This window comes from Qipengyuania rhodophyticola (assembly GCF_042493225.1).
Taxonomy (GTDB): domain Bacteria; phylum Pseudomonadota; class Alphaproteobacteria; order Sphingomonadales; family Sphingomonadaceae; genus Erythrobacter.
The window spans coordinates 1,384,187-1,402,721 of record NZ_CP170454.1; the positions used below are offsets into that span (position 1 = coordinate 1,384,187).

Here is an 18,535-nt window from a genome sequence, read left to right on the forward strand (position 1 = left end):
TGGTGTAATCCCTATCAGAGGCCGAGCGAGCCGGGATTCATCAATCCGCGTGGATCAAGTTCAGCCTTGGCCGCTTTCAGCAATGAGTCGGCGCGGGGCTCCAGACTGTCGCGATAGCGATAGGTTCGGCCGATCTGGAAATGCGCCGCTTCATGCTCAAAGAAGATGTCGACGATCGCCTTCTTCAGCTTCTGAGTCAGCTCCCAAGCTGGCTCATTGGGCTTCAGCTTGGGCAGCTTTTTCAAGTGGGCTTTCTCAATCGTATCGTTGATCAATGGGTTGCTCGCATCAGGCCAATAGAGGCACGGCTCGATCACCATGCCTGCGCCGCCAACGGTTGCCACCAATGTGCCATAGTGGACGCCAAGCTCTTCCATCGCGCTGGCATGGTCTTCGAACAGCTTCTTGAATGCGGCAAAGCACTCAGCTGACCGGCCGTGGGGGACCAGGCCGTGAATTGGCGCCCAGCGCTCGCCATCGGGCCCTAGGATTGAATTGAGTGGGCCAAACGGATTGGCGCGGATGATCTTGGGGATCGTGTTCTCAACTTCGCGCCCGCCATAATGCGCCACCAATTGGCGCGCGATTTCGATGTCGGCATCAGCGGCTGCCTGAATGCGGCCTTCTGTCAACACGTGGAGCGAGAAGTTTGCATCCTTCAAGAAGTCGCGCCCTGCCGCGACCACTTTCGCGCCTTCCTTGAGCGCTTTCATCACGCCGCCCCCGTTATTGGCCTGCTTTTTCATCATGCCGACGAGTTGCTTGGCATCACTGGTCAGGCTGTCGCGTTTCATCCTCAGCGCATTGAGATAGGGGTCAAAGCCAAAGCATTCGGTGGCGATGCCGCGCCGCTCGATCTCAGTCGCAGCGGCAAACCAGCTGTTCTGGTCTTCAAAGGCGAAGCTGGCATAGCCGTGGCAGTCGGCCTCCGGGATCAGTTTGAGCGTGACAGTCGCTTTGATACCCAGCGCGCCAGTGTCGCCCAAGAACATCCCGGTGAGGTCTGGGCCATAAGGCCGAGTGTGCTTCTTGCCGGTGGCGAGCAGTGTGCCATCTGCCAACACTACCTCCAGCGCGGAGCAGCTTTGCACAGCAGAGCCGTAGCGCCCCGTGCCCCAGAAGATGCCGTTCTGGCTCATCCCCCCGCCAACGCTGGCTTTCAGGCCGGAGAGTGTGCCCCACATTGGGGTGCGAAGCTTGTGATGGGCGAGCCGTTCGCGCAGCGCGGCCCAAGTGCAGCCGGCCTCTACCGTCACGGTCATGTTGACGTCGTCGACTTCGAGCACACGGTCCATCTGCGCCAGATCAAACAGCACGGTTCCCGGCGTATCCTGCGTGTAGCCGCCGGTGTAGCTCATGCCGCCGCCGCGCGGTGCGACAGGGTGGCCTGCATCCGTGGCAGCCTTAACCGCTGCGGCGAGCTGGTGCTTGTCTTTTGGGCGGACCACCGCGGCGAGATCGGCACCGCGCGAGTAGATATCGTGCGCGTAGAAATCGAGGGTTCCCTCGTCGGTGAGCACGTCTGCGCCCGATGCGGCCAGACTGTCAGTGAGCGAGGTTTCTGCAAGAGTCGCCATCACGCTGTCTCCGGTTGGGGGCTTGCGGGGATTGCCTCGGGCGCATCATCTTCGGCCTCAGGGAAGCTGTTAGGATATTTACCAAGAAACAAAAGTAGCCCGCCGCCGATGACATACATGAAAATCGCGACGGTCAAGATTGGGTCGTAGCTGCCGGTCGTATCGCGGACATAAGCGTAGATTACTGGTGAGGCGGCACTTGCGAGGCCAAATGGCATGTAGAGCATGCCGTAGATCTTACCATAATGAAGCATGCCGAAATAGCGACTGGCGAGGTAGGCAATGAGGTCGCTTTCTGCGCCAGCCGCGAAGCCAAGCAGGAATCCCCCAATCGCGACCGGCAGGAACGCGGTGTCTGTGCCGAGCAACAGGTAGCTCGAAATCGCTGGCAAGCAGAGTAGCGGGAAGGCGACAAAGCCAGCCCAATACCGATCAAGCAACAGACCCGTTATGATCCGGCCCGACAGAATGCCGAGGCCCAGGATCGTCATCACATTCGCCGCATCCGAGCGCGAGATCGAATGATCACCCAAGATCGGCACCATGTTGATGAAAGCCCCACCAAAGGCGAGAGCGATGATCAGGATGGAAAACCAAATCAGCCAGAAACGATAATCCTTAAGCGCTGTTCCAAGCGTCACGCCGGTCAGCTTGCCGCCGCTTGCCACCATCGCCTTGGGTCGTTCCTCAGGGCGCGGTTCACGGAAGAACAGGAAGCCCAGCGGCAGCGCGATCAGCAATGGTAGTCCGGCGATTATGACGAACATCGCGCGCCAGCCGTAATTATCGATAGCCCATTGTGCGAGCTGTGGGACGATCATCGCGGCGATGCTGGTTCCCATCAGCAAGATGCCGAGCGCCAACCCCTTGTTCTTGAAGAACCACATGTTGACGGCGCGGCTCCAGGTGACCGGCGTCGAGCCGATCCCGACCAGGCCAATCAGCACCCACAGCCCGTAATAAGCATAGAGCGTGGACATCGCATTGCTGGTTGGTGTCAGGCCAATAGCGGCAAAGGCTGCCCCGAACGCGAATAGCGAAAGTAGAGCGACACGGCGTACGCCATATCGGTCAGCCATCCAACCAAAGGCGGGTGCGAGAAAACTCGCGATGACCCCGAAGATTGTGATGGGGAAGAGGATTTGCGTGCGCGACCAGCCGAACTCTTCAATCAGAGGTTCGACGGTGAAACCGATGACATTAAACGGAATGGGCGACGCGCCAAAGGCAACCCCCAGAACCGCGACCAGCAAGACCTTCCAGCCTAGCGAGAACTCACCCTTCTCTGGATTGGCAGCGGCGGGATCAGTCGATTTCACCATAGAACTCCGTCAAATTGCCATCCGGATCACGGACCGCGAAAATACTGGTTGTGCTGTCCTTCTGATCGATTCCGTGGATGACCACATCCTCAGCACTGTAAGCGATTGCCGCGCCTTTGCCTATGAGCTCCGCACGGTAGGCCTCCCAATCGCGCACTGGATAGCGGACGGAGATGATACCCAGATTGGGTGGGGACGCTCTCTCAGAATGATCGCGCCCAGTAAAACCGGTGATCTGCATCACTTCGACCCGCCCGGTTTCGCCCGGCAGATCAGGCTGGAGCGCGGCAGCTGCGCGCTTGATTTGAGGTGTCAGATTGTATGGGATGCCGAAGTTTGAAAAGGCCGGCGCGGCAGGTTCATTGGCGCTATCAAAGAGAATGCCGAAGCCGAGCGTATCAGTGTAGAAATCGCGCGCTTGCGGGCGGCCGCGCACCATCCGCATGGAATTGAAACCTTGGCTTATCCGGCCAACCGGGAACGCGGTGAAGTCAGGCGTAATCCGCTCATATACCGCGACATGGATACCATGCGGGCCGTTCAGGACCACATTGCGCAAATCGGACGCGCCGAACTGGAAACGGATCGGGGGGCTTTCGGCCCACCAGCCAAGCTTTAAAGCCTGATCATAGAGAGCAGGCACATTGTCGCTACGGACCATGATTGAGTAGATCCCGCCAGTGTCCCAAGCGCGCGCAGCGGGGCGAATTGGCTCTTGTTCGACGTCTTCAAATTTGACGAAGCGGATGCAGCCCGTGTCAGCTTTGGGCGCACACCAGCGCTCAAAATAGGCGGAAGTTTGCTCGGGCAATTGCCAGTAATCAAGCTCAGTCTCGTCTAGCTCTCCGGACAACACCAAACGCCAATTGCCTGCCTCACGAAACAGCTTTGTGGCGGGCTCAAACTCGGCAACACTAACCACCGCTTCAGTCCAAGGGGCAACGCCAAATGTCTCCGACGCGTCTTGCGCGGCAGCGGGTACGGCTAGCAGAGCGCTAGAGAAAATGCCGGGCGCTAAGGCCCGGCACAAGTTGGATGGGAGGATACCCACGTCAATCGAAACGGAAGCCGACATCGACACCGAAAGTGAGCGGCGGCGCGGCAAACACCTGGCTTTGCGAACCACCGGCAAATGTATTCGCGCGGAAATATTCGCGATCGGTCAGATTTTTGCCCCACAGAGTGACAGACCAACGCTCATTTTCTGAGCGATAGCCGATCCGTGCATCAAGGCGCAGGCCCGGTTCTTGCTTAGTGCCTGGGACATTGGCGACCAGACCAAAGGTATCATCTTCATAGGCTGCGTCGCCGCCAATGAAGATTTCCCCGCCGCCAATGAGGAACTCATAATTGAAGCCCACAAGTGCCTTCAGATCAGGCGCGTTCTTGAGGTCGAGGCCAAGCGCACAATCAATGATGGCTTGCTCAAACTCGGGCGTGTTGGGCATGGCCGAGACGGTACCACATGCAAGGCCGGGGGTGGTTGTGGTGCTCCCGGACAAGAGACCCGCCTGCGCGAAGTTTAGTGATTGGTACTCCGCATCGAGCCAGCTCGCATTGCCGTAAATTGTTAGGCCATCTGTTGGCTCAAAACTGCCCTCAATTTCAGCACCTTGAATACGCGCTTCACCTGCATTGATCCGGGTGAAGCCGCCAGTGGGCAGTGTGCCGCTGATCTGCAAGTCCTGATAATCATTGTAGAAATAGGTCGCGTTAAGCGTCACGCGGCCATCCCAAAACTGCGTTCGCAAACCGGCCTCAATGCTGTCGAGCTGTTCCTCGGCCACAGGCAGGAAGCAGGCGACTGGACTGAAGCAGTCAGGCGAGAAACCGGGTGACTTGAAGCCAGTCGAGTAAGAGGCATAGAAAAGAATATCCTCAGTTATTGCGTAGTCTGCTTTTGCCGTCCACGTAACATTATCAGTGTCAGCTTCGCCGATGATATCTGAGCCGAAGCCCGCTAGAGGCCCGCCGGCATCCCCCTCAAATTCGCGGTCTTCTGAGGTCCAGCGCAGGCCGCCGGTCAGCGTCAGCGCTTCAGTGACGTCGAATGTGCCTTGCGCGAACAGCGAGAAGCTTTCGGTGTCAACATCGTTCTGGAATGGGAAGACGAAGACATAGTCGAGATTGACCGTCTCATTGTAATAGAACGCGCCGGCGGTGAAATTGAACGGCCCGGCAAAATCGGAATTGAAAAGGAATTCCTGACTGAACTGGTCTTGGTCAGTCTGTTGGAAGAATGGGAAGCTGATGAAGCTCGACAAATCATCAGTCAGAGCCCGTAGGGCAGTGATCGATGTGATCGAGAAATTGTCATACTCGCCAGTCAGTTGGATTGAAGCGCCGAAAGCCTCTACCTCGCTATCGAAATTGGTAACGCACCCGATGGGTTGGAAATTCACCGGCGTCGCAGCCGAGCAGGTTACCCCGGCAGCTGGCTCAATCGTGAAGATGTCCTGATCAACATCGGTTGTGATCGCTGGATTTGTGCTGCTCGATGCCAGTGAGCTTGGCGTTGGATCGCTTTTGTCTGAGGTATAATCGAAGATCGCCAGCGCGCTCCAATTGTCATCGAGCTCGCCATAAAGGCTACCGCGAAAGGCAAGCACTTGCTCATCGCCAACGGTTGTTCCTGCTTCATTGGCAAAGTCGCCATTGGGGTTAAGCGTGTGATAGCCATCGCGCTCGCGGAAAAGCGCGGAGACACGAACTGCGACGCTATCAGCGAGGCTGAGATTCGCGGCGCCCTTGGCCTGAATTCGGTCAAAATTTCCGTAGCCAAGATCGGCTGAAAATGTGTTCTCACCCAGCCTTGGCCTAGCTGATGTGATCTTGATTGCCCCACCATTGGTGTTGCGGCCGTAGAGCGTGCCTTGCGGGCCGCGCAAGACCTCGACTTGTTCAATATCAACCAGATCAACGAGCGAGCCGACCGTCCGGCCAAGATAGACATTGTCGATATATATGCCGACCGCTGGGTCGACTGCTCCGCGGGATTCGTCTTCGCCAACGCCGCGGAAAAAGATCCGGGCGGAGGAAGCTGTACCTGTGCCCGTAGTGATGACTACGCCGGGCACCTGCGCTTGCAGATCATTGGTGTCTGTGATTTGCCTGCTTTCCAGCTGAGCTGCTCCAAGAGCGGTAACTGCTGCCGGAACATCTTGCAGGTTCTGCGCGCGGCGCTGGGCCGTTACGATGATTGCGCCGGCCTCCTCTGTTTCTTGCGATGCCCCTTCTGGGTCTTGAGCCAAGGCTGCTGACGGTGTGAAAGCCAACGCTAGGGTGGAGGTCATGGTGGCAAGCGCCAACTTACTTGAGAAACGAGGCTTCATATCACGATTTCCTTGTTCTGATTTATGTAACGCCGGTTTGTGTCCGCTTTCTGATTTTTCCGATATCGCCAAAGTTGTCCGGACAAACCCTTGCTTGTCAAGCCGAGAAGTGCAAATTGTCCGGACAAATTGTAGGGGCGTGCTGTTTATCGTGCCCTTAGGGCAACAGTTTCGCGAAAGAGGGTGAAATGGCATTGGCAGACTTAGCTTATCCGACTTTGGTCTATGCGCACTTGCTCTTGTTTGTGCTGTGGCTCGGCGCAGATGTGGGTGTGTTCTTGCTCGGTCAGCATTTCCGCAAACGCACCGAATACACGCTGGATCAGCGGATCGCCTTGCTCAAGCTGCTGGTGCTGGTCGATATGACCCCGCGCAGCGCCTGGGCGCTGATGGTTCCGCTTTCGCTAAGCGTGGTCGATCTTGGCAATTGGTGGGATGTGCCTTCGCTGCTGTTGTGGGGCGCTTGGGCGATTGGCCTGTTCTGGCTGTGGTTGGTGTGGGACTCGCATTGGCATGATCAGACCCCGCGCGCCGCGCGCAATCGGGCGATCGAGGGCTGGCTGCGCTGGATCGTTGGCGGGTTCTACCTTTGGCTTGGCGGGCAGAGTTTGCTCATGGACGCACCATTGCAGCCTGATTGGCTGGCATGGAAGGCGCTCCTGTTCGGGGTGATCTTTGTCGCAGCGATCATGATTGATGTGACCTTCAAGCCGGTCGGCCCCCTGTTGATGGCGGTGCTTGAGAAAGGCTCAAGCGATGAGACAGAGATACCGCTGCTCAGAGTGATGAATTGCACGCGCATCTGGGTCTGGATTGTCTATGCATTGCTGTTGGCGACCGCATTTCTCGGCAATGTAAAACCGTTGCTCTAGCGCAACAAATCATCGCAAGAGCGTCCCGCTTGGGCAACATTTCAAAAATTTGTCTGGACAAGTTTGAATTTGTCTGGACAACTTCTGTCTAACGTATCAAGTTTGCGTTGATAGAGGCGGTGGGAGCCGCCGATTAGGGAGGAATTTTTATGAAGCGCCTGGTCAAGCCCGCTTTGCTTGCGGCTACGTTAATGACACCGTTTGCGGTGCAAGCTCAAGACAGCGGAGCTGCCGCAGATGCTGAGCTATCGGCCTCGGATGACAATGTAATTGTCGTTACGGCTCGCAAGAAAGAAGAGAACATTCAGAGCGTGCCTGTCGCGGTGTCTGTGTTCACTTCTGAGGACATCTTCGAGAACGGTATTCAGAACATCGAGGATATCTCCCGGCGCACACCAGGGTTTGTGTTCGACACGCCATTTGGCCGCCAATTCGACCGGCCGATCATCCGCGGTCAGGCAAATATTCTGGGCAGCTCGGGTGTTTCGGTCTTCATTGATAACGTCAACGTCACTCAGTCCATTCGCAGCCTGAACTTTGGCGATGTAGACAGCATCGAAATTATTAAAGGCCCGCAATCTGCTCTGTTCGGACGCAACACTTATTCCGGCGCCATCAATATTACCACGCGCCAAGCGACGAATGACTTTGGCGGAGAGCTCAGCGTCGAAGTCGGTGAGAATGATCTCTACGAAGTGCTCGGCAACATTCGCGGACCGATTATTGAAGACAAGCTCTTCTTCTCACTCGCCGGCCGGTACTACGACTTCAAGAGCGAGTTCGATATTCCAACGAATATCAACCCGTCCGTCGGTAATGAGTCGTCATTCTCCATTGGCGGCACGGTTGAGGTACGGCCAACGGAGGGTTGGACCACCAAGGTCCGTGTGGCCTACAACGAAGATGATGACGGCCACTTCCCAATCGGGTTGCTTGGCTTCGAAGACCTCAACATAAACGTTCCAGGCGGCACCGATCTGGGCGGCGTTCAGCCGTTTTTCCAAGGCGTGGTGAATACATTTGCGCCCAATCCCAGTGGCGCGCCGCAAATTACCAACACTCTCGGCGAGGGCGGCGGGCTTGAGCGCGAAGAGTTCTTCTTCTCGGTCAATAATGAGTTCGAACTTGGCGACTACACGCTGGTATCGACGCTAGGCTATACGCGCGAACGGTTCAAAGATGAGCTCGACAGCGACGGACGTCCAGACTCTTTCGGTACCGCAATTGTCGCAGGACCAGCTCAGCTTGGCCCTGGCCCGGCGCCGCAATTTGTTGTTCTTCTTCCGTTTGACTTCACCACAACCGATGACGACACGCAGAGCACATATGTCGCCGAAATACGGCTCGACTCGCCTCAGGATAGACGGTTCCGTTGGCGCGCTGGCGGGTACTACTTCCGCAATAATCAGCGAGACGAAAGTCTGATTGATGCGTTTACTCCAGAGCGGCAGGCGGCGGTCACCGCATCCGGTGACGCGGCGCTTGCGCAAATCGCAGGGGCGCTTGGTATTCCTCCATTCCTGCTGTTCAACTTTGGTGGCGGTTTTGATATCGGCCCGGTCGATCCGACGACGACCGAGATCGAGAACTTCTCAGTCTTTGGTTCGGCAACCTATGATCTTACCGACACGCTGACATTCAGCACGGAGCTGCGCTGGGCCGAAGAAACACAGCGCCAGCGTGTGTTCGATTTCAACACTGGCGCTTTGACGACGCTTGCCGATGGCTCGCCGTTTGATGTCGAGGCCAAATTCGATGCAATCACCCCGCGCTTTATTGTGGATTGGGAGGCGACGCCAGACAATCTGGTCTATGCAAGTGCTGCTCGCGGCACGAAGCCGGGCGGGTTCAACGGTGCTCAGGGCTTTGAATTTGGCTTTGGCACATTTGAAGAAGAGTCAGTTTGGCAGTTCGAGCTTGGCTCAAAGAACGTCTTCGCTGATGGACAATGGGTGTTCAACGTAGCCGGTTTCTATTCCGCGCTACAAGACTATCAGCTAACGGAAAACCTCGCTGCACTCGGCGCGACAGGCACAACCGGCTCGGTCACAGCCAACCTTGGCGATGTGGATGTTTATGGTATCGAGATCGACACCGTGTTTCAGCCGCGCAGCCTACCGGGGCTAACATTGGGTGGCAGCTATGCCTGGACTGATACAGAGTTCACCTCAGGTAGTGAAGCGACCCAAGGCGCAGTGTTCGGCGATCCTGATCTCACCGGGCAGCAATTGCCGCGTCAAGCGCGTCATCAGGCATCATTCTACACCGACTATGAAGCTGAATTGAGCGATGATTTCACGACGGTATTTTCGGTCAACGGGAACTATCTCTCAAGCCGCTTTGCGCAGGTTCAGAACCTTGCAGAAACAGGGTCGGCATTCGAAGTCGATGCACGCATCACTCTCAAATATCGTGAGAATCTCAGCTTCACCATCTACGGCAAAAACCTGACTGATGAAGATACTGCGCTCGGTGTGCTGCGCTTCATCGATCCGCGCGGCGGAAATGGCAGCTTGGTGGTCAATGGGGTCAACATCCCCAATGCCTTCACACTGAGCTCTGCTGGACAGTCTCGCGGGTTCCAGTTCAACAATCGCAATGGTCGCCGCTTTGGCGCGATTGCTCGGTTGAAGTTTTAACCGGTGAGGTCGGCGGGCATCATCACGATGCCGGCTGGCCTGTTTCGACTATGGATCGCATTGGCAGCGGCGCTGGTTTCAGCGCCGCTGCTTTCGCATGAGCAATCACCCGAGGCACACCTCATCGAGCAGGGGCTGTCGACCATCCGAATTGCCGCACTCGACGGCAATGCTGATCCAGCCAAAGACGTCTTCGCTGAAGATCTCGTGCTCGTCTCGCAATCTGGCAAAGTCTATGGGCGCAAGGCGGCGCTTTTCGATCTTGGCAATGGGTTCGATACGTGGCGCAATGAGGAACTTTCTATCCGCGTGGATGGCGATACAGCTGTGGTCACTTTCGTCAATTACCGAACGCGCACCGGGCTGGGAACAGGCGAGGTCGCTTTTCGGGTAACGCAGTTCTGGCGGCTGCGCGAAGGGGCGTGGAAACTGACGGCGCAATCGAGCGTCCGGCTGAAGGACTAGGCTAGCTCAGCCACACGCTTTGCCGTTCGTTCTCCACTCGCGAGTGCCGCCTCCATACCGCTGTTCCGAACAGCCATATGCTCGCCTGAAAAATGCAATCTTTCCCCCTGCCACTGGGTTGCGGCGGCGAGATCGCTCGCCATTCCGGTGCCGATATGATGGTAGATGCCGCGCGCATGCGGATTGCGCTGCCAACTGAAAATGCGCAGCACTGCGAGCTGACCTTTTGCTGAAGGGCGCGCGCGTTCGATACGGTTGATAATCTGACGCTCAGCTTCGGCCTTCGGCAACCGGTCGAGCATGTCTGCGCCTGCGCCAGTGGTCCAAAGCTTGAGCATGGCCGGGGCGCTGCCCAGTACGAAGATGCGGCCAAGTAGCGGGTCATCCGTCCATAAAGTATCGGGAAATGGATCGCTTTCCCAAAAGGGTGTCTTTGCACGAATGTAGGCAAAGCTCGCTCGCGTATAGGGCAATTGTGCGATCATCCGGGCCATTTGCGGTGAGAGCTTCGCTTGCATCGGGACATTGCGCAAGGCCGCGAACGGGATGGTGCAGATGACATGGCGCGCATGCAAAGTATGATCGGAGAGACGCAATGTGACGCCGTCTGAACCTTCCGCGATTCCGCGCACTTTCTCGCCTAACCTTACAGTGCCGTTCAGCGCTCCGGCCATTGCTTCGGGCAGACGCTGGGCGCCGCCGGTTATCGTCGAGACCGGGCCGGGCTGGCTGCGGAAGATAGCAAAGCTGCGCGCAAGGCTAAGCTGCGATATGCTGGCGAGATCATTGCCGTTGAAGTTCGCTTCGATCAGGCGGAGCGCTTCGTCGCTCGCGCCCTGACCGCGCAGATATTGCCGTACGGAGAAATCAAGCTCGCGCGGGCTGTTTCGCCAATCTTCAGGGCGTTCAAACCGTGGCAGGCCGCGTGCATATTTGCGCAGCAACGCCGCTGGTTCTGTACCTCGCTCTTCGCTGGGCAAAGCGTTGCCTGAATTTTCCATCCAAGCATCCGGAGCAGAACTCACGCCGTTCACGTGGTAATAGTTCCCGGGCTTTTGCACTCTGCCTGCGCCAGCGCCAGCGTCGCTCGAAAGGGCGACGCCCAAATCTCTGGCGAGCGCATGAAGGCGCGCATAACCTGCGCCCACTTGGATCCCGCCAGCGTCCGGCGCTCCGGGCAGGTCATCAAGTGTATGCAGTCGCCCGCCAATGCGGTTTTCCGCCTCCAGCACTGTGACCGAGAGGCCCGCGTATTCGCATAGTCGCGCCGCGTTAAGACCAGCTAGTCCGGCCCCGATTATCGCAACATCAACCTGCGCTCGGCCCCACGCGGCCCTTGGGGCAGCACCAGCGATGATCGCCGCCGAACTGCCTGCGAGGAATGCGCGCCGCGAGGCCATTGCTCAGCTCAGTTGCGCCCGGCTTGCATCGCTTCGTCGGTTTCGGCACGTGCTTTGTCGGTCAGCAGTTTGAACTTTGTCCAGGTCGTCTCGTTCTTGCGAGTGTCATCCTTGGGCGGAGCACTTTCATAGATAGGATAGTTTTCACGGATCTCATTCTTAAGCACTGCGGGAAGCGCTTCAAATCCGCCGGGCAGTTTGCGGCCCATCGCATTGAAAACCATCTGACCCGGACGTCCGCCCATATCCATCCACGGTGCCCAAGGTGAAATACGCACCCAACTGATCATCGGGTAGGCGGTCGGCTTGGAGCTATCATAAAGCTCGTCCTTGAGCGCCGCGAAGTCGAATATTTCCATCGCATGATACATATTGCCGACATGCTTCTGGTAATCGCCAGCGAGCGGATTTGGGTAAAATAGCGGAACTTCGAACGGCATGAAAACGTAAGGGCCGCTTTCGCGCAACGTGCTGATCTTATAGGGCGCACCGTCGGCACCGCGCGGGAAATTCGGACGGCCATTAACCGGATCATTGTGGATCTGCATCACGTCGACGGTTTCGCCTGTATATGGGTTCTCCCATGTGTCGACGACTTCGCCGGTCTTCGGGTCAAGCATCAACATCACTTCGCGGCTGATCATGCGCCAACCGGTCCCGCGCTCTGGATCGGTGACCTCAACGCAGCGGCGGATGTTCATCCCTTCGCCCTTGAACAGCAATTTGTCGCGCTGGCCGGGAGAGCGGCCATAAATGTTGCCTGACCAGTGATATACGGCGGGCTCGTCCTCAGAGATGCCGCATTGCATACGCTTGGAAATCTCAACTGCGTCTTCAGGGACATTGGGGTCAAGCATTTGCGCAGCGGCGGGCTGCGCTGCGAGCAGGCTTGCACCCATCAGACCGCTTGCAGCGAGTATAGCTTTCATGAACTTCATCATTTCTCTCCATTTCGGCGATTCGCTGCAGATATCCGACTGCCCGCCCTCGCGATTCCGATCCACTCTAGATTTGTCCGGACAACTTTGGAAGATCTAAAATTCGTTTGAGATCAAGATCTCCAATATGGCGTTTGCGGTTTGCTGAGCATTGGCATCGAGAGCGGACCCTACAATATCCGGGCGATCAATGAATGCGGCGCACTCTATCAATTCAGCAGCGCGTCTCGCCGCTTCTGTGAGCGGTCCGCCGGTGGCGATCACCGCCGTCTCATGCCTGACTTTCGGTAGGCGCTCCTCCAAGGGATAGGAGAACCCAGCGTGAAACGCTTCGTTCATTCGTTTGCCGCCCCGCATCATTTCGGCGAATAAGGCGACCCGCTCTTCAAGGCTTTGGTGTGCGGCACGGCGCGTTACTGCGCGCTCCCAAATGGGAGAAAGCGCAGCGAGGTCCTCGTCAAAATGCGGCGGCGTGCCATTTTCCATGAGCAGCTCGGCCCTGGTCTCTCGTTCAAAACCGGGCGGGTCTAACATTATCAATTTCCCGATCCGCTCCGGCGCAGCTAGCGACATTTCTGCAGCGACGAGGCATCCGGTGTGAAATCCCATGAGGTCATGTTCGCCGGGAAAGGCATCGAGCATTGTCTGCGCATAACTGGCGATTGTGGGAGTGCCCGCCAATGGGTCTGAGCCGCCATGCGCAGGATAGTCAGGCGCGATCGCGGTTCTTCCTTCTGCCAGCAATGGGAGGACAGTGCCAAAGGCAATGCCGCTGAAGGGGGCAGGGTGGAGGCACATCAGGCTCGCCTCGCCTGCACCGCAGCTGCGGAAATGCACTTGTCCATTTACGCTGTCCGCATAGCCCTTGCGGATTGTGCGTGAGCTCACGCTTTCACCTCGCCGATCTTGGCCAGCTGCGCACGATAAAGCCGCAAAGTCATTGGCATGAGCGCAAGCGGGATGATCGCAAATAGCACGGGCACAGACGCGACAGCGTAGCGAATGTTCTCCTCGCCAAACACCAGATTTGAGAGATAGCCTGTGGCGATCGGTCCGAGCGAACCGAACCAACTGATGCCAAGGTAATAGAGAGCAATAACCTGTCCGCGAATTTGCGAAGGCGTAATCGCCAGCAGGGAAGTGACCCCGATGGCTGAGACTATGCCGATACCAACGGTGTTGATGCACAGCATTGCAAAAGCAAGCTCTGGCGTTGGCATGAAAAACGGGATGACCCCGCTCGGCACCATAATGAAGAACCCAAGATAGAGGATTTTGAGCGGTGCGTCAGCGATGCCCCTGCTTGTCATCTTGTCCGAAAGGCTTCCAAAGATCAGCATATTGATCGGGCCGATAATCAGCAGGGCGATGCCGTTTATCAGGGCGTATTTTTGCGGGCTCCAGCCCCAAGTCCGCTCAAAGGTGGAAGGGAGCAGGCCTTGGCTGTAGGCAATCGCAGTCATACAGCAAACGATCAGGATTACGCCTGCGTACAGCCAGAAATTATCACGCAAATAGAACAAAGCATCGAAAAAACCGCTTCCGCTCACTTCCCCTTGGGCGTGCGGCGTCGGTCGCTTGCTCGGGTTAGTAACGATGTAAAACCAAACAGCCAGAGTCACGAGGAACGCGATCCCTCCAAAGAATGGTTGCACAACACTAGCGCCTATGAGCACCAGAATGAACGCGAAGGCGCCCCAAATCAAAATTGTTCTGAGGCCGAAATTTCGGAAGTACCAACCAACAGTCTCGCCGTAGGTCCGAGCACTTGCTACGCTCTGAGGTGCCGGCCGCCGTGCAGGTTCTTTCATTAACAGGAAGAACAGCGCGAGAAAAATGCCGGGTAAGCCGACCACAATCAGAGTGAAGCGCCAGGGTGATAGTTCGCCAAACAAAGGCAGTGACTGGGTACCGCCAGAAGCCGCCCAGGCGATAATCCCCGCGCTGAGCAATGAGGCGAGACCTGCGCCAATTGGCAAGGCTGAAGAGTAAAACGCGATCGGCTTGCCGCGCTTTTCAGGTGGGAAACTGTCACCAATCATCGAGAATGTTGCAGGGCTGAGAGTTGCTTCTCCCACGCCCACGCTCATGCGCGCGATGAAAAGCTGGACGAAGTTCTTTGCCATTCCGGTCGCGACAGTTGCAGCAGACCACAATGCAATGCCAACGGAGACGATCCAGATGCGCTTGCCGCGATCAATGAGCCAGCCCATAAAAACGCCAACGAAGCCATAGATGATGGTGAACGCGGCAAGCAGCCAGCCGATCTGAATATCGGTGAGGGCGAACTCTGCTTTTATCGGTTCGACCAATAAGCCGAGGATATAGCGATCAACAAAGCTGAAAATATACGCGATGGTCAGCATGACCACGAGGAACCATCCGGCGGCGGCGCTGGGGTAGGGCTTCTCCACCGCGGTCGCGGTGTCTTTCGTGCGTGGCGCGCTGCCTGTGTCGGTGCTCATGCAGTGCCTTCCGGAAAGTTGTAAATCACGATCAGATTGTCGTCGAAATCGACAATGCCGATCTCGCGCCCAACGCGCCCGTCGGGCGTCTTAAGCACTTCTTCTTCATAGACCGTCAGGCCGAGTCCACGCGCGCCAGCCATTACCGCATCGGGATCCTGTGTCTCAAGAACGATCGCATTGCGACGCGGATGGGGCACTGGCTCCAGTGGGATGCCCTTGATCTCGGTCAGCGCCATGACGCGGCGCTGGCCGAGCAGGTTTAGCGTGACGAAACCCAGCTCAGCATTGGCGGGAATGTCAAAAACCGGCCGGGAATAGCTGTCAGGATTGTCGCCCAGGCGATACTCGATCTCAAAGCCCAGCACGCCCTCGTAGAACGTTAGCGCGCGGTCCAGATCAGCAACCACGAAATTGCCGCGTTGAAAGCGTACGGGCGCCTTCTCTGGCGGAGACGTCTCACTCATAACCATTCCTTTGGCTCGCCGCGCACGCTGCAGCATTGGACGCCGACATTGGCGCCGTAATATAGGTTTGCCAGGGCGCGCGGCATTGCGCCAAAGCCATCTTCGATGTCTTGAATTGGCTTCAAGCGGCCATCGCTGATCCAGCCTGCCAGATCGTCCATCACCGCCTCCCAGCGATCAATATGATTGTAGACGAAGAAGCCGCGCATCACGCTGTCTGTGGCGCGCAGGCGGGTGTAATTCGATAGCTTGAATGGCTCATCGCGGGTGTATTCGCTGATCGATCCGCACAGCACGATGCGCGCATTCATGCGAAGCCGGTCAAGGCACGCCTCTAGCGTTTCACCGCCGACATTGTCGAAGTAGAGATCGATACCATCGGGCCGTAATTCGTCGAGCTTGGCCCCCATATCGTCAGCCTTGTAGTCGATCGTGGCCGAGCAGCCATGCTCGGCGACAAAGGTGCATTTCTCGGGCCCGCCAGCCATGCCTACAACATCGCAGCCCACCACATTGGCCGCCATCTGGCTGACCATTGAACCGACGCCGCCGGCAGCGCCGGACAGCACCATGCGCTCGCCTTCTTTCGGATCGCCACAAGCGAACAGGCCTGCATGGGCGGAGAGGCCCGTCATGCCGAGCACGCCTGCGCCCAATGCTGCGGGCAGGCCATTTTTCGGCATGCGGAAGAACTTTTCTTGCGGGCTCATCTTGCTGACTTTGTAAGTCTGCCAGCCCATCTGCCCCTGAACTATCTCACCTTCGCGCCATTCAGGGTGCCGCGACTTCACCACTTGCGCCACCCCGCGCCCGTGGATGACATCACCGGGCCCCAGCTTGCGGTCGCCCGTGTTGGCCGTACCTTGCATGTAGAACCGCATGACCGGAGCGAGGCCAAGATAATGCGTGCGCAGCAACGCCTCTCCCTCGGCAGGCTCGGGAATATCTTCGGCGTGCCACGCAAAATCACTTGGCACTACATTGCCATCTGGGCGGTTGGCGATGCGCCATTGGTAATTGGCGTTGTCGTCTATCTGGCGCTCAGCAAACGGAGCGAACGCATCAAGCGCCCGGGTGCGGCTTGCCCCGACAGCCATCAGTCGTGGACCCTCACGAGCTGATTTACTTCGTAAAAATAGCCATCCAAATCCCAGAAGCTTGCGCCGACCATGTCTTTGACCTTGCCATCGGCGCCGGTGACTGACCAATCGAGCGGCTCGCTATGGATGCGCGAGCCAGCGGCCCGGGCACGTTCCACTGTAGCGCGGCAATCTTCTGCGGCGACCACAAATATGGGTGCGCCGAACGGGATTTCATTTGGCAATTCAGATGGTACATCTGTTCGTCTGGGATCAACCCATTCAAGCAGCCCAATCATCCCGATCACATCGTCTTGCGCTTTCATGATTGTCAAGCGGGTCTGGTCGCCCTTCTTACCCGTCGCAAGTTGATTGCCAGACAGTGTAAAAGGAACATCCATCCACTTGGTCATCCCCAACACATTTTCATACCAAGCGGCGGCTTGATCGATATTGCGGACAATTAGGGTTGTGCGTTTAATGATATCTGGCATGAGGCCCTTAGAAATTTGTCCGGACAAATAGGCGATTCCTCTTGACTTTAGATTTGTCCGGACAAATTGTGAAGCTACAAAATGACGCTTAGTCGAGCGTTGTCAAAATGACCTGGTGATTCTCTTGTTTTCTGCTGCATCCTTGCTGTTTGTTCCCGGTTCGCGCCCTGATCGTTTCGCTAAGGCGAAGGTGGGCGGCGCTGATCTTACCGTGATCGACTTGGAAGATGCGGTCGCGACAGAGGACAAGGTGAGCGCACGCGATGCCGCCCTCGCCCAGATCGCCGAAAGCAAAGCCGGTTGGGCAATTCGGATCAATCCTGTGCCGACAGCGGCCGGTGTCCGCGATCTCGCATTGCTTGCCGATACGGACATGCTGCCGGACACTTTGCTGGTACCGATGGTGGAAAGTGCAGCTGAGCTCGATGTGATCGCCGGAGTGCTTGGGACGCATTGCCCAGCGCTCGTTCCGCTGGTCGAGACGCCCAAAGGCCTGCGCCGTGGGTTGGAGATCGCTTCTCATGGGTCGGTCACGGCGATGATGTTTGGCGGAGGCGATTTCTCCAGCGAACTCGGTGTAGAGCTGGCGTGGGAGCCTCTGCTTACGGCGCGCCAGCAAGTCATCCTAGCCTGTGCAGAGGCGCGTAAACCGGCGATCGATGTGCCTTACATCAAGCTCGACGATGACGCTGGCCTCGCTGAGGAATGCGTCCGTGCGCAGTCCATTGGCTTTGCTGCGAAGGCTGCAATTCACCCGCGCCAACTGCCCGCAATCAAATCTGCGTTTGCGCCAAGCGAAGCCGAAGTGACCGAGGCTCGCGAAGCGCTTGCGGCTTACGAAGCAGGCGGCGAGCGCGCCATTCGGTTTAACGGACGGATGCTCGAGGCCCCGTTCATCAAGAAATATCGCGCGGTAATTGCGCGGCATGAGGAGCAAGCAAATGCGTGATGGCGTAATCGAAGTTTCCCCCGGCCGTTTTCGAGAGGTCCAGGGGCGCTACTTTGAAGATTTCAATGAGGGCGATGTTTATGAGCACCGCCCCGGTCGCACGATTACCGATGCTGACAATGTCTGGTTCACATTGCTGACTATGAACACGCACCCGGCGCATTTCGACTATGAACTTTCGAAAGACACTGAGTTCGGCAAACCGCTGGTTGTGAGCCCGTTCACCATCGCTCTGATGACTGGCATGAGCGTGTCTGACACCAGCGGCAAAGCGATTGCAAACCTCGGCTGGGACGAAGTGCGCATGACCAAGCCGCTTTTCGTGGGCGATACGCTCTATTGCGAAAGCGAAGTGCTGGAAAAGCGCGAAAGCAAGAGCCGCCCCGAGCAGGGCATTGTGACCTGCAAGACGATTGCCAAAAATCAGCATGGCGAAATCGTCAGCCATTACAAGCGCACCGTTCTGGTCTGGAAGCGTGGCTTTGGCGGCCTCGACGACTAAATTTATCTCTCAATGGAACTAAGTCCAAAGGAAT

General features: G+C 57.1%; 16 protein-coding genes. 5 read left to right on the forward strand and 11 right to left on the reverse strand.

The genetic code is table 11. The features are described from left to right. Positions 1-14: 14 nt before the first annotated feature. The 4 genes from ACFCXQ_RS06595 to ACFCXQ_RS06610 are packed head-to-tail and all read right to left on the reverse strand — an operon-like array spanning position 15 to position 6,231. Complete coding sequence (locus ACFCXQ_RS06595) at positions 15-1,577, reverse strand: FAD-binding oxidoreductase (protein WP_379554238.1); 1,563 nt, start codon at positions 1,575-1,577, stop codon at positions 15-17. Further along, positions 1,577-2,899 (reverse strand): MFS transporter, encoded by a 1,323-nt coding sequence (locus tag ACFCXQ_RS06600; RefSeq protein WP_379554240.1) that lies wholly within the window; start codon positions 2,897-2,899, stop codon positions 1,577-1,579. Before ACFCXQ_RS06600 ends, ACFCXQ_RS06595 begins: the two co-directional genes overlap by 1 nt. Beyond that, entirely contained in the window at positions 2,883-3,974 is a 1,092-nt protein-coding gene (locus ACFCXQ_RS06605; RefSeq protein ID WP_379554242.1) for a VOC family protein, read from the reverse strand. The genes ACFCXQ_RS06600 and ACFCXQ_RS06605 overlap by 17 nt, the downstream gene beginning before the upstream one ends. Continuing rightward, positions 3,952-6,231, reverse strand: a complete 2,280-nt coding sequence (locus ACFCXQ_RS06610; protein ID WP_379554244.1) for a TonB-dependent receptor — start codon at positions 6,229-6,231, stop codon at positions 3,952-3,954. Before ACFCXQ_RS06610 ends, ACFCXQ_RS06605 begins: the two co-directional genes overlap by 23 nt. Before the next feature lie 188 nt (positions 6,232-6,419). Here ACFCXQ_RS06610 and ACFCXQ_RS06615 point away from each other — a divergent pair, with 188 nt between their 5' ends. The 3 genes from ACFCXQ_RS06615 to ACFCXQ_RS06625 all read left to right on the forward strand — a co-directional run bounded on the left by ACFCXQ_RS06615 (position 6,420) and on the right by ACFCXQ_RS06625 (position 10,207). Next, positions 6,420-7,103, forward strand: a complete 684-nt coding sequence (locus ACFCXQ_RS06615) for a hypothetical protein (RefSeq protein ID WP_379554246.1) — start codon at positions 6,420-6,422, stop codon at positions 7,101-7,103. 149 nt (positions 7,104-7,252) lie between these two features. After that, the gene (locus ACFCXQ_RS06620; RefSeq protein WP_379554248.1) at positions 7,253-9,742 is read left to right on the forward strand and encodes a TonB-dependent receptor; all 2,490 of its coding nucleotides are present in this window, start codon (positions 7,253-7,255) and stop codon (positions 9,740-9,742) included. A gap of 3 nt (positions 9,743-9,745) precedes the next feature. Further along, entirely contained in the window at positions 9,746-10,207 is a 462-nt protein-coding gene (locus ACFCXQ_RS06625; protein WP_379554250.1) for a nuclear transport factor 2 family protein, read from the forward strand. Here ACFCXQ_RS06625 and ACFCXQ_RS06630 read toward each other — a convergent pair. The 7 genes from ACFCXQ_RS06630 to ACFCXQ_RS06660 form a co-directional block, all read right to left on the reverse strand. Next, positions 10,204-11,607 (reverse strand): flavin monoamine oxidase family protein, encoded by a 1,404-nt coding sequence (locus tag ACFCXQ_RS06630; protein WP_379554252.1) that lies wholly within the window; start codon positions 11,605-11,607, stop codon positions 10,204-10,206. The genes ACFCXQ_RS06625 and ACFCXQ_RS06630 overlap by 4 nt on opposite strands. Positions 11,608-11,615: 8 nt before the next feature. Next, positions 11,616-12,536: a DUF1838 family protein gene (locus ACFCXQ_RS06635; protein WP_379554254.1), complete on the reverse strand. Its 921-nt coding sequence runs from the start codon at positions 12,534-12,536 to the stop codon at positions 11,616-11,618. A gap of 105 nt (positions 12,537-12,641) precedes the next feature. After that, positions 12,642-13,433 (reverse strand): alpha/beta fold hydrolase, encoded by a 792-nt coding sequence (locus ACFCXQ_RS06640; RefSeq protein WP_379554256.1) that lies wholly within the window; start codon positions 13,431-13,433, stop codon positions 12,642-12,644. Then, positions 13,430-15,010 carry an MFS transporter gene (locus ACFCXQ_RS06645; RefSeq protein WP_379554257.1) on the reverse strand — a complete coding sequence of 527 codons (1,581 nt, stop codon included), beginning with the start codon at positions 15,008-15,010 and terminating at the stop codon, positions 13,430-13,432. Before ACFCXQ_RS06645 ends, ACFCXQ_RS06640 begins: the two co-directional genes overlap by 4 nt. Further along, positions 15,007-15,477: a VOC family protein gene (locus ACFCXQ_RS06650; RefSeq protein WP_379554259.1), complete on the reverse strand. Its 471-nt coding sequence runs from the start codon at positions 15,475-15,477 to the stop codon at positions 15,007-15,009. The genes ACFCXQ_RS06645 and ACFCXQ_RS06650 overlap by 4 nt, the downstream gene beginning before the upstream one ends. Next, a complete protein-coding gene (locus ACFCXQ_RS06655) occupies positions 15,474-16,574 on the reverse strand; it encodes an NADP-dependent oxidoreductase (RefSeq protein WP_379554261.1) in 1,101 nt (366 codons plus the stop codon). The genes ACFCXQ_RS06650 and ACFCXQ_RS06655 overlap by 4 nt, the downstream gene beginning before the upstream one ends. Beyond that, positions 16,574-17,050: a VOC family protein gene (locus ACFCXQ_RS06660; protein ID WP_379554263.1), complete on the reverse strand. Its 477-nt coding sequence runs from the start codon at positions 17,048-17,050 to the stop codon at positions 16,574-16,576. Before ACFCXQ_RS06660 ends, ACFCXQ_RS06655 begins: the two co-directional genes overlap by 1 nt. A gap of 115 nt (positions 17,051-17,165) precedes the next feature. Between ACFCXQ_RS06660 and ACFCXQ_RS06665 the strand changes: the two genes are divergently transcribed. Together ACFCXQ_RS06665 and ACFCXQ_RS06670 are read left to right on the forward strand one after the other, a co-directional pair. Further along, on the forward strand, positions 17,166-17,999 hold the full coding sequence (locus ACFCXQ_RS06665; protein WP_379554265.1) for an HpcH/HpaI aldolase/citrate lyase family protein: 834 nt from the start codon (positions 17,166-17,168) through the stop codon (positions 17,997-17,999). Then, complete coding sequence (locus ACFCXQ_RS06670) at positions 17,992-18,501, forward strand: MaoC family dehydratase (RefSeq protein ID WP_379554267.1); 510 nt, start codon at positions 17,992-17,994, stop codon at positions 18,499-18,501. The genes ACFCXQ_RS06665 and ACFCXQ_RS06670 overlap by 8 nt, the downstream gene beginning before the upstream one ends. The last annotated feature ends 34 nt before the right edge of the window (positions 18,502-18,535 follow it).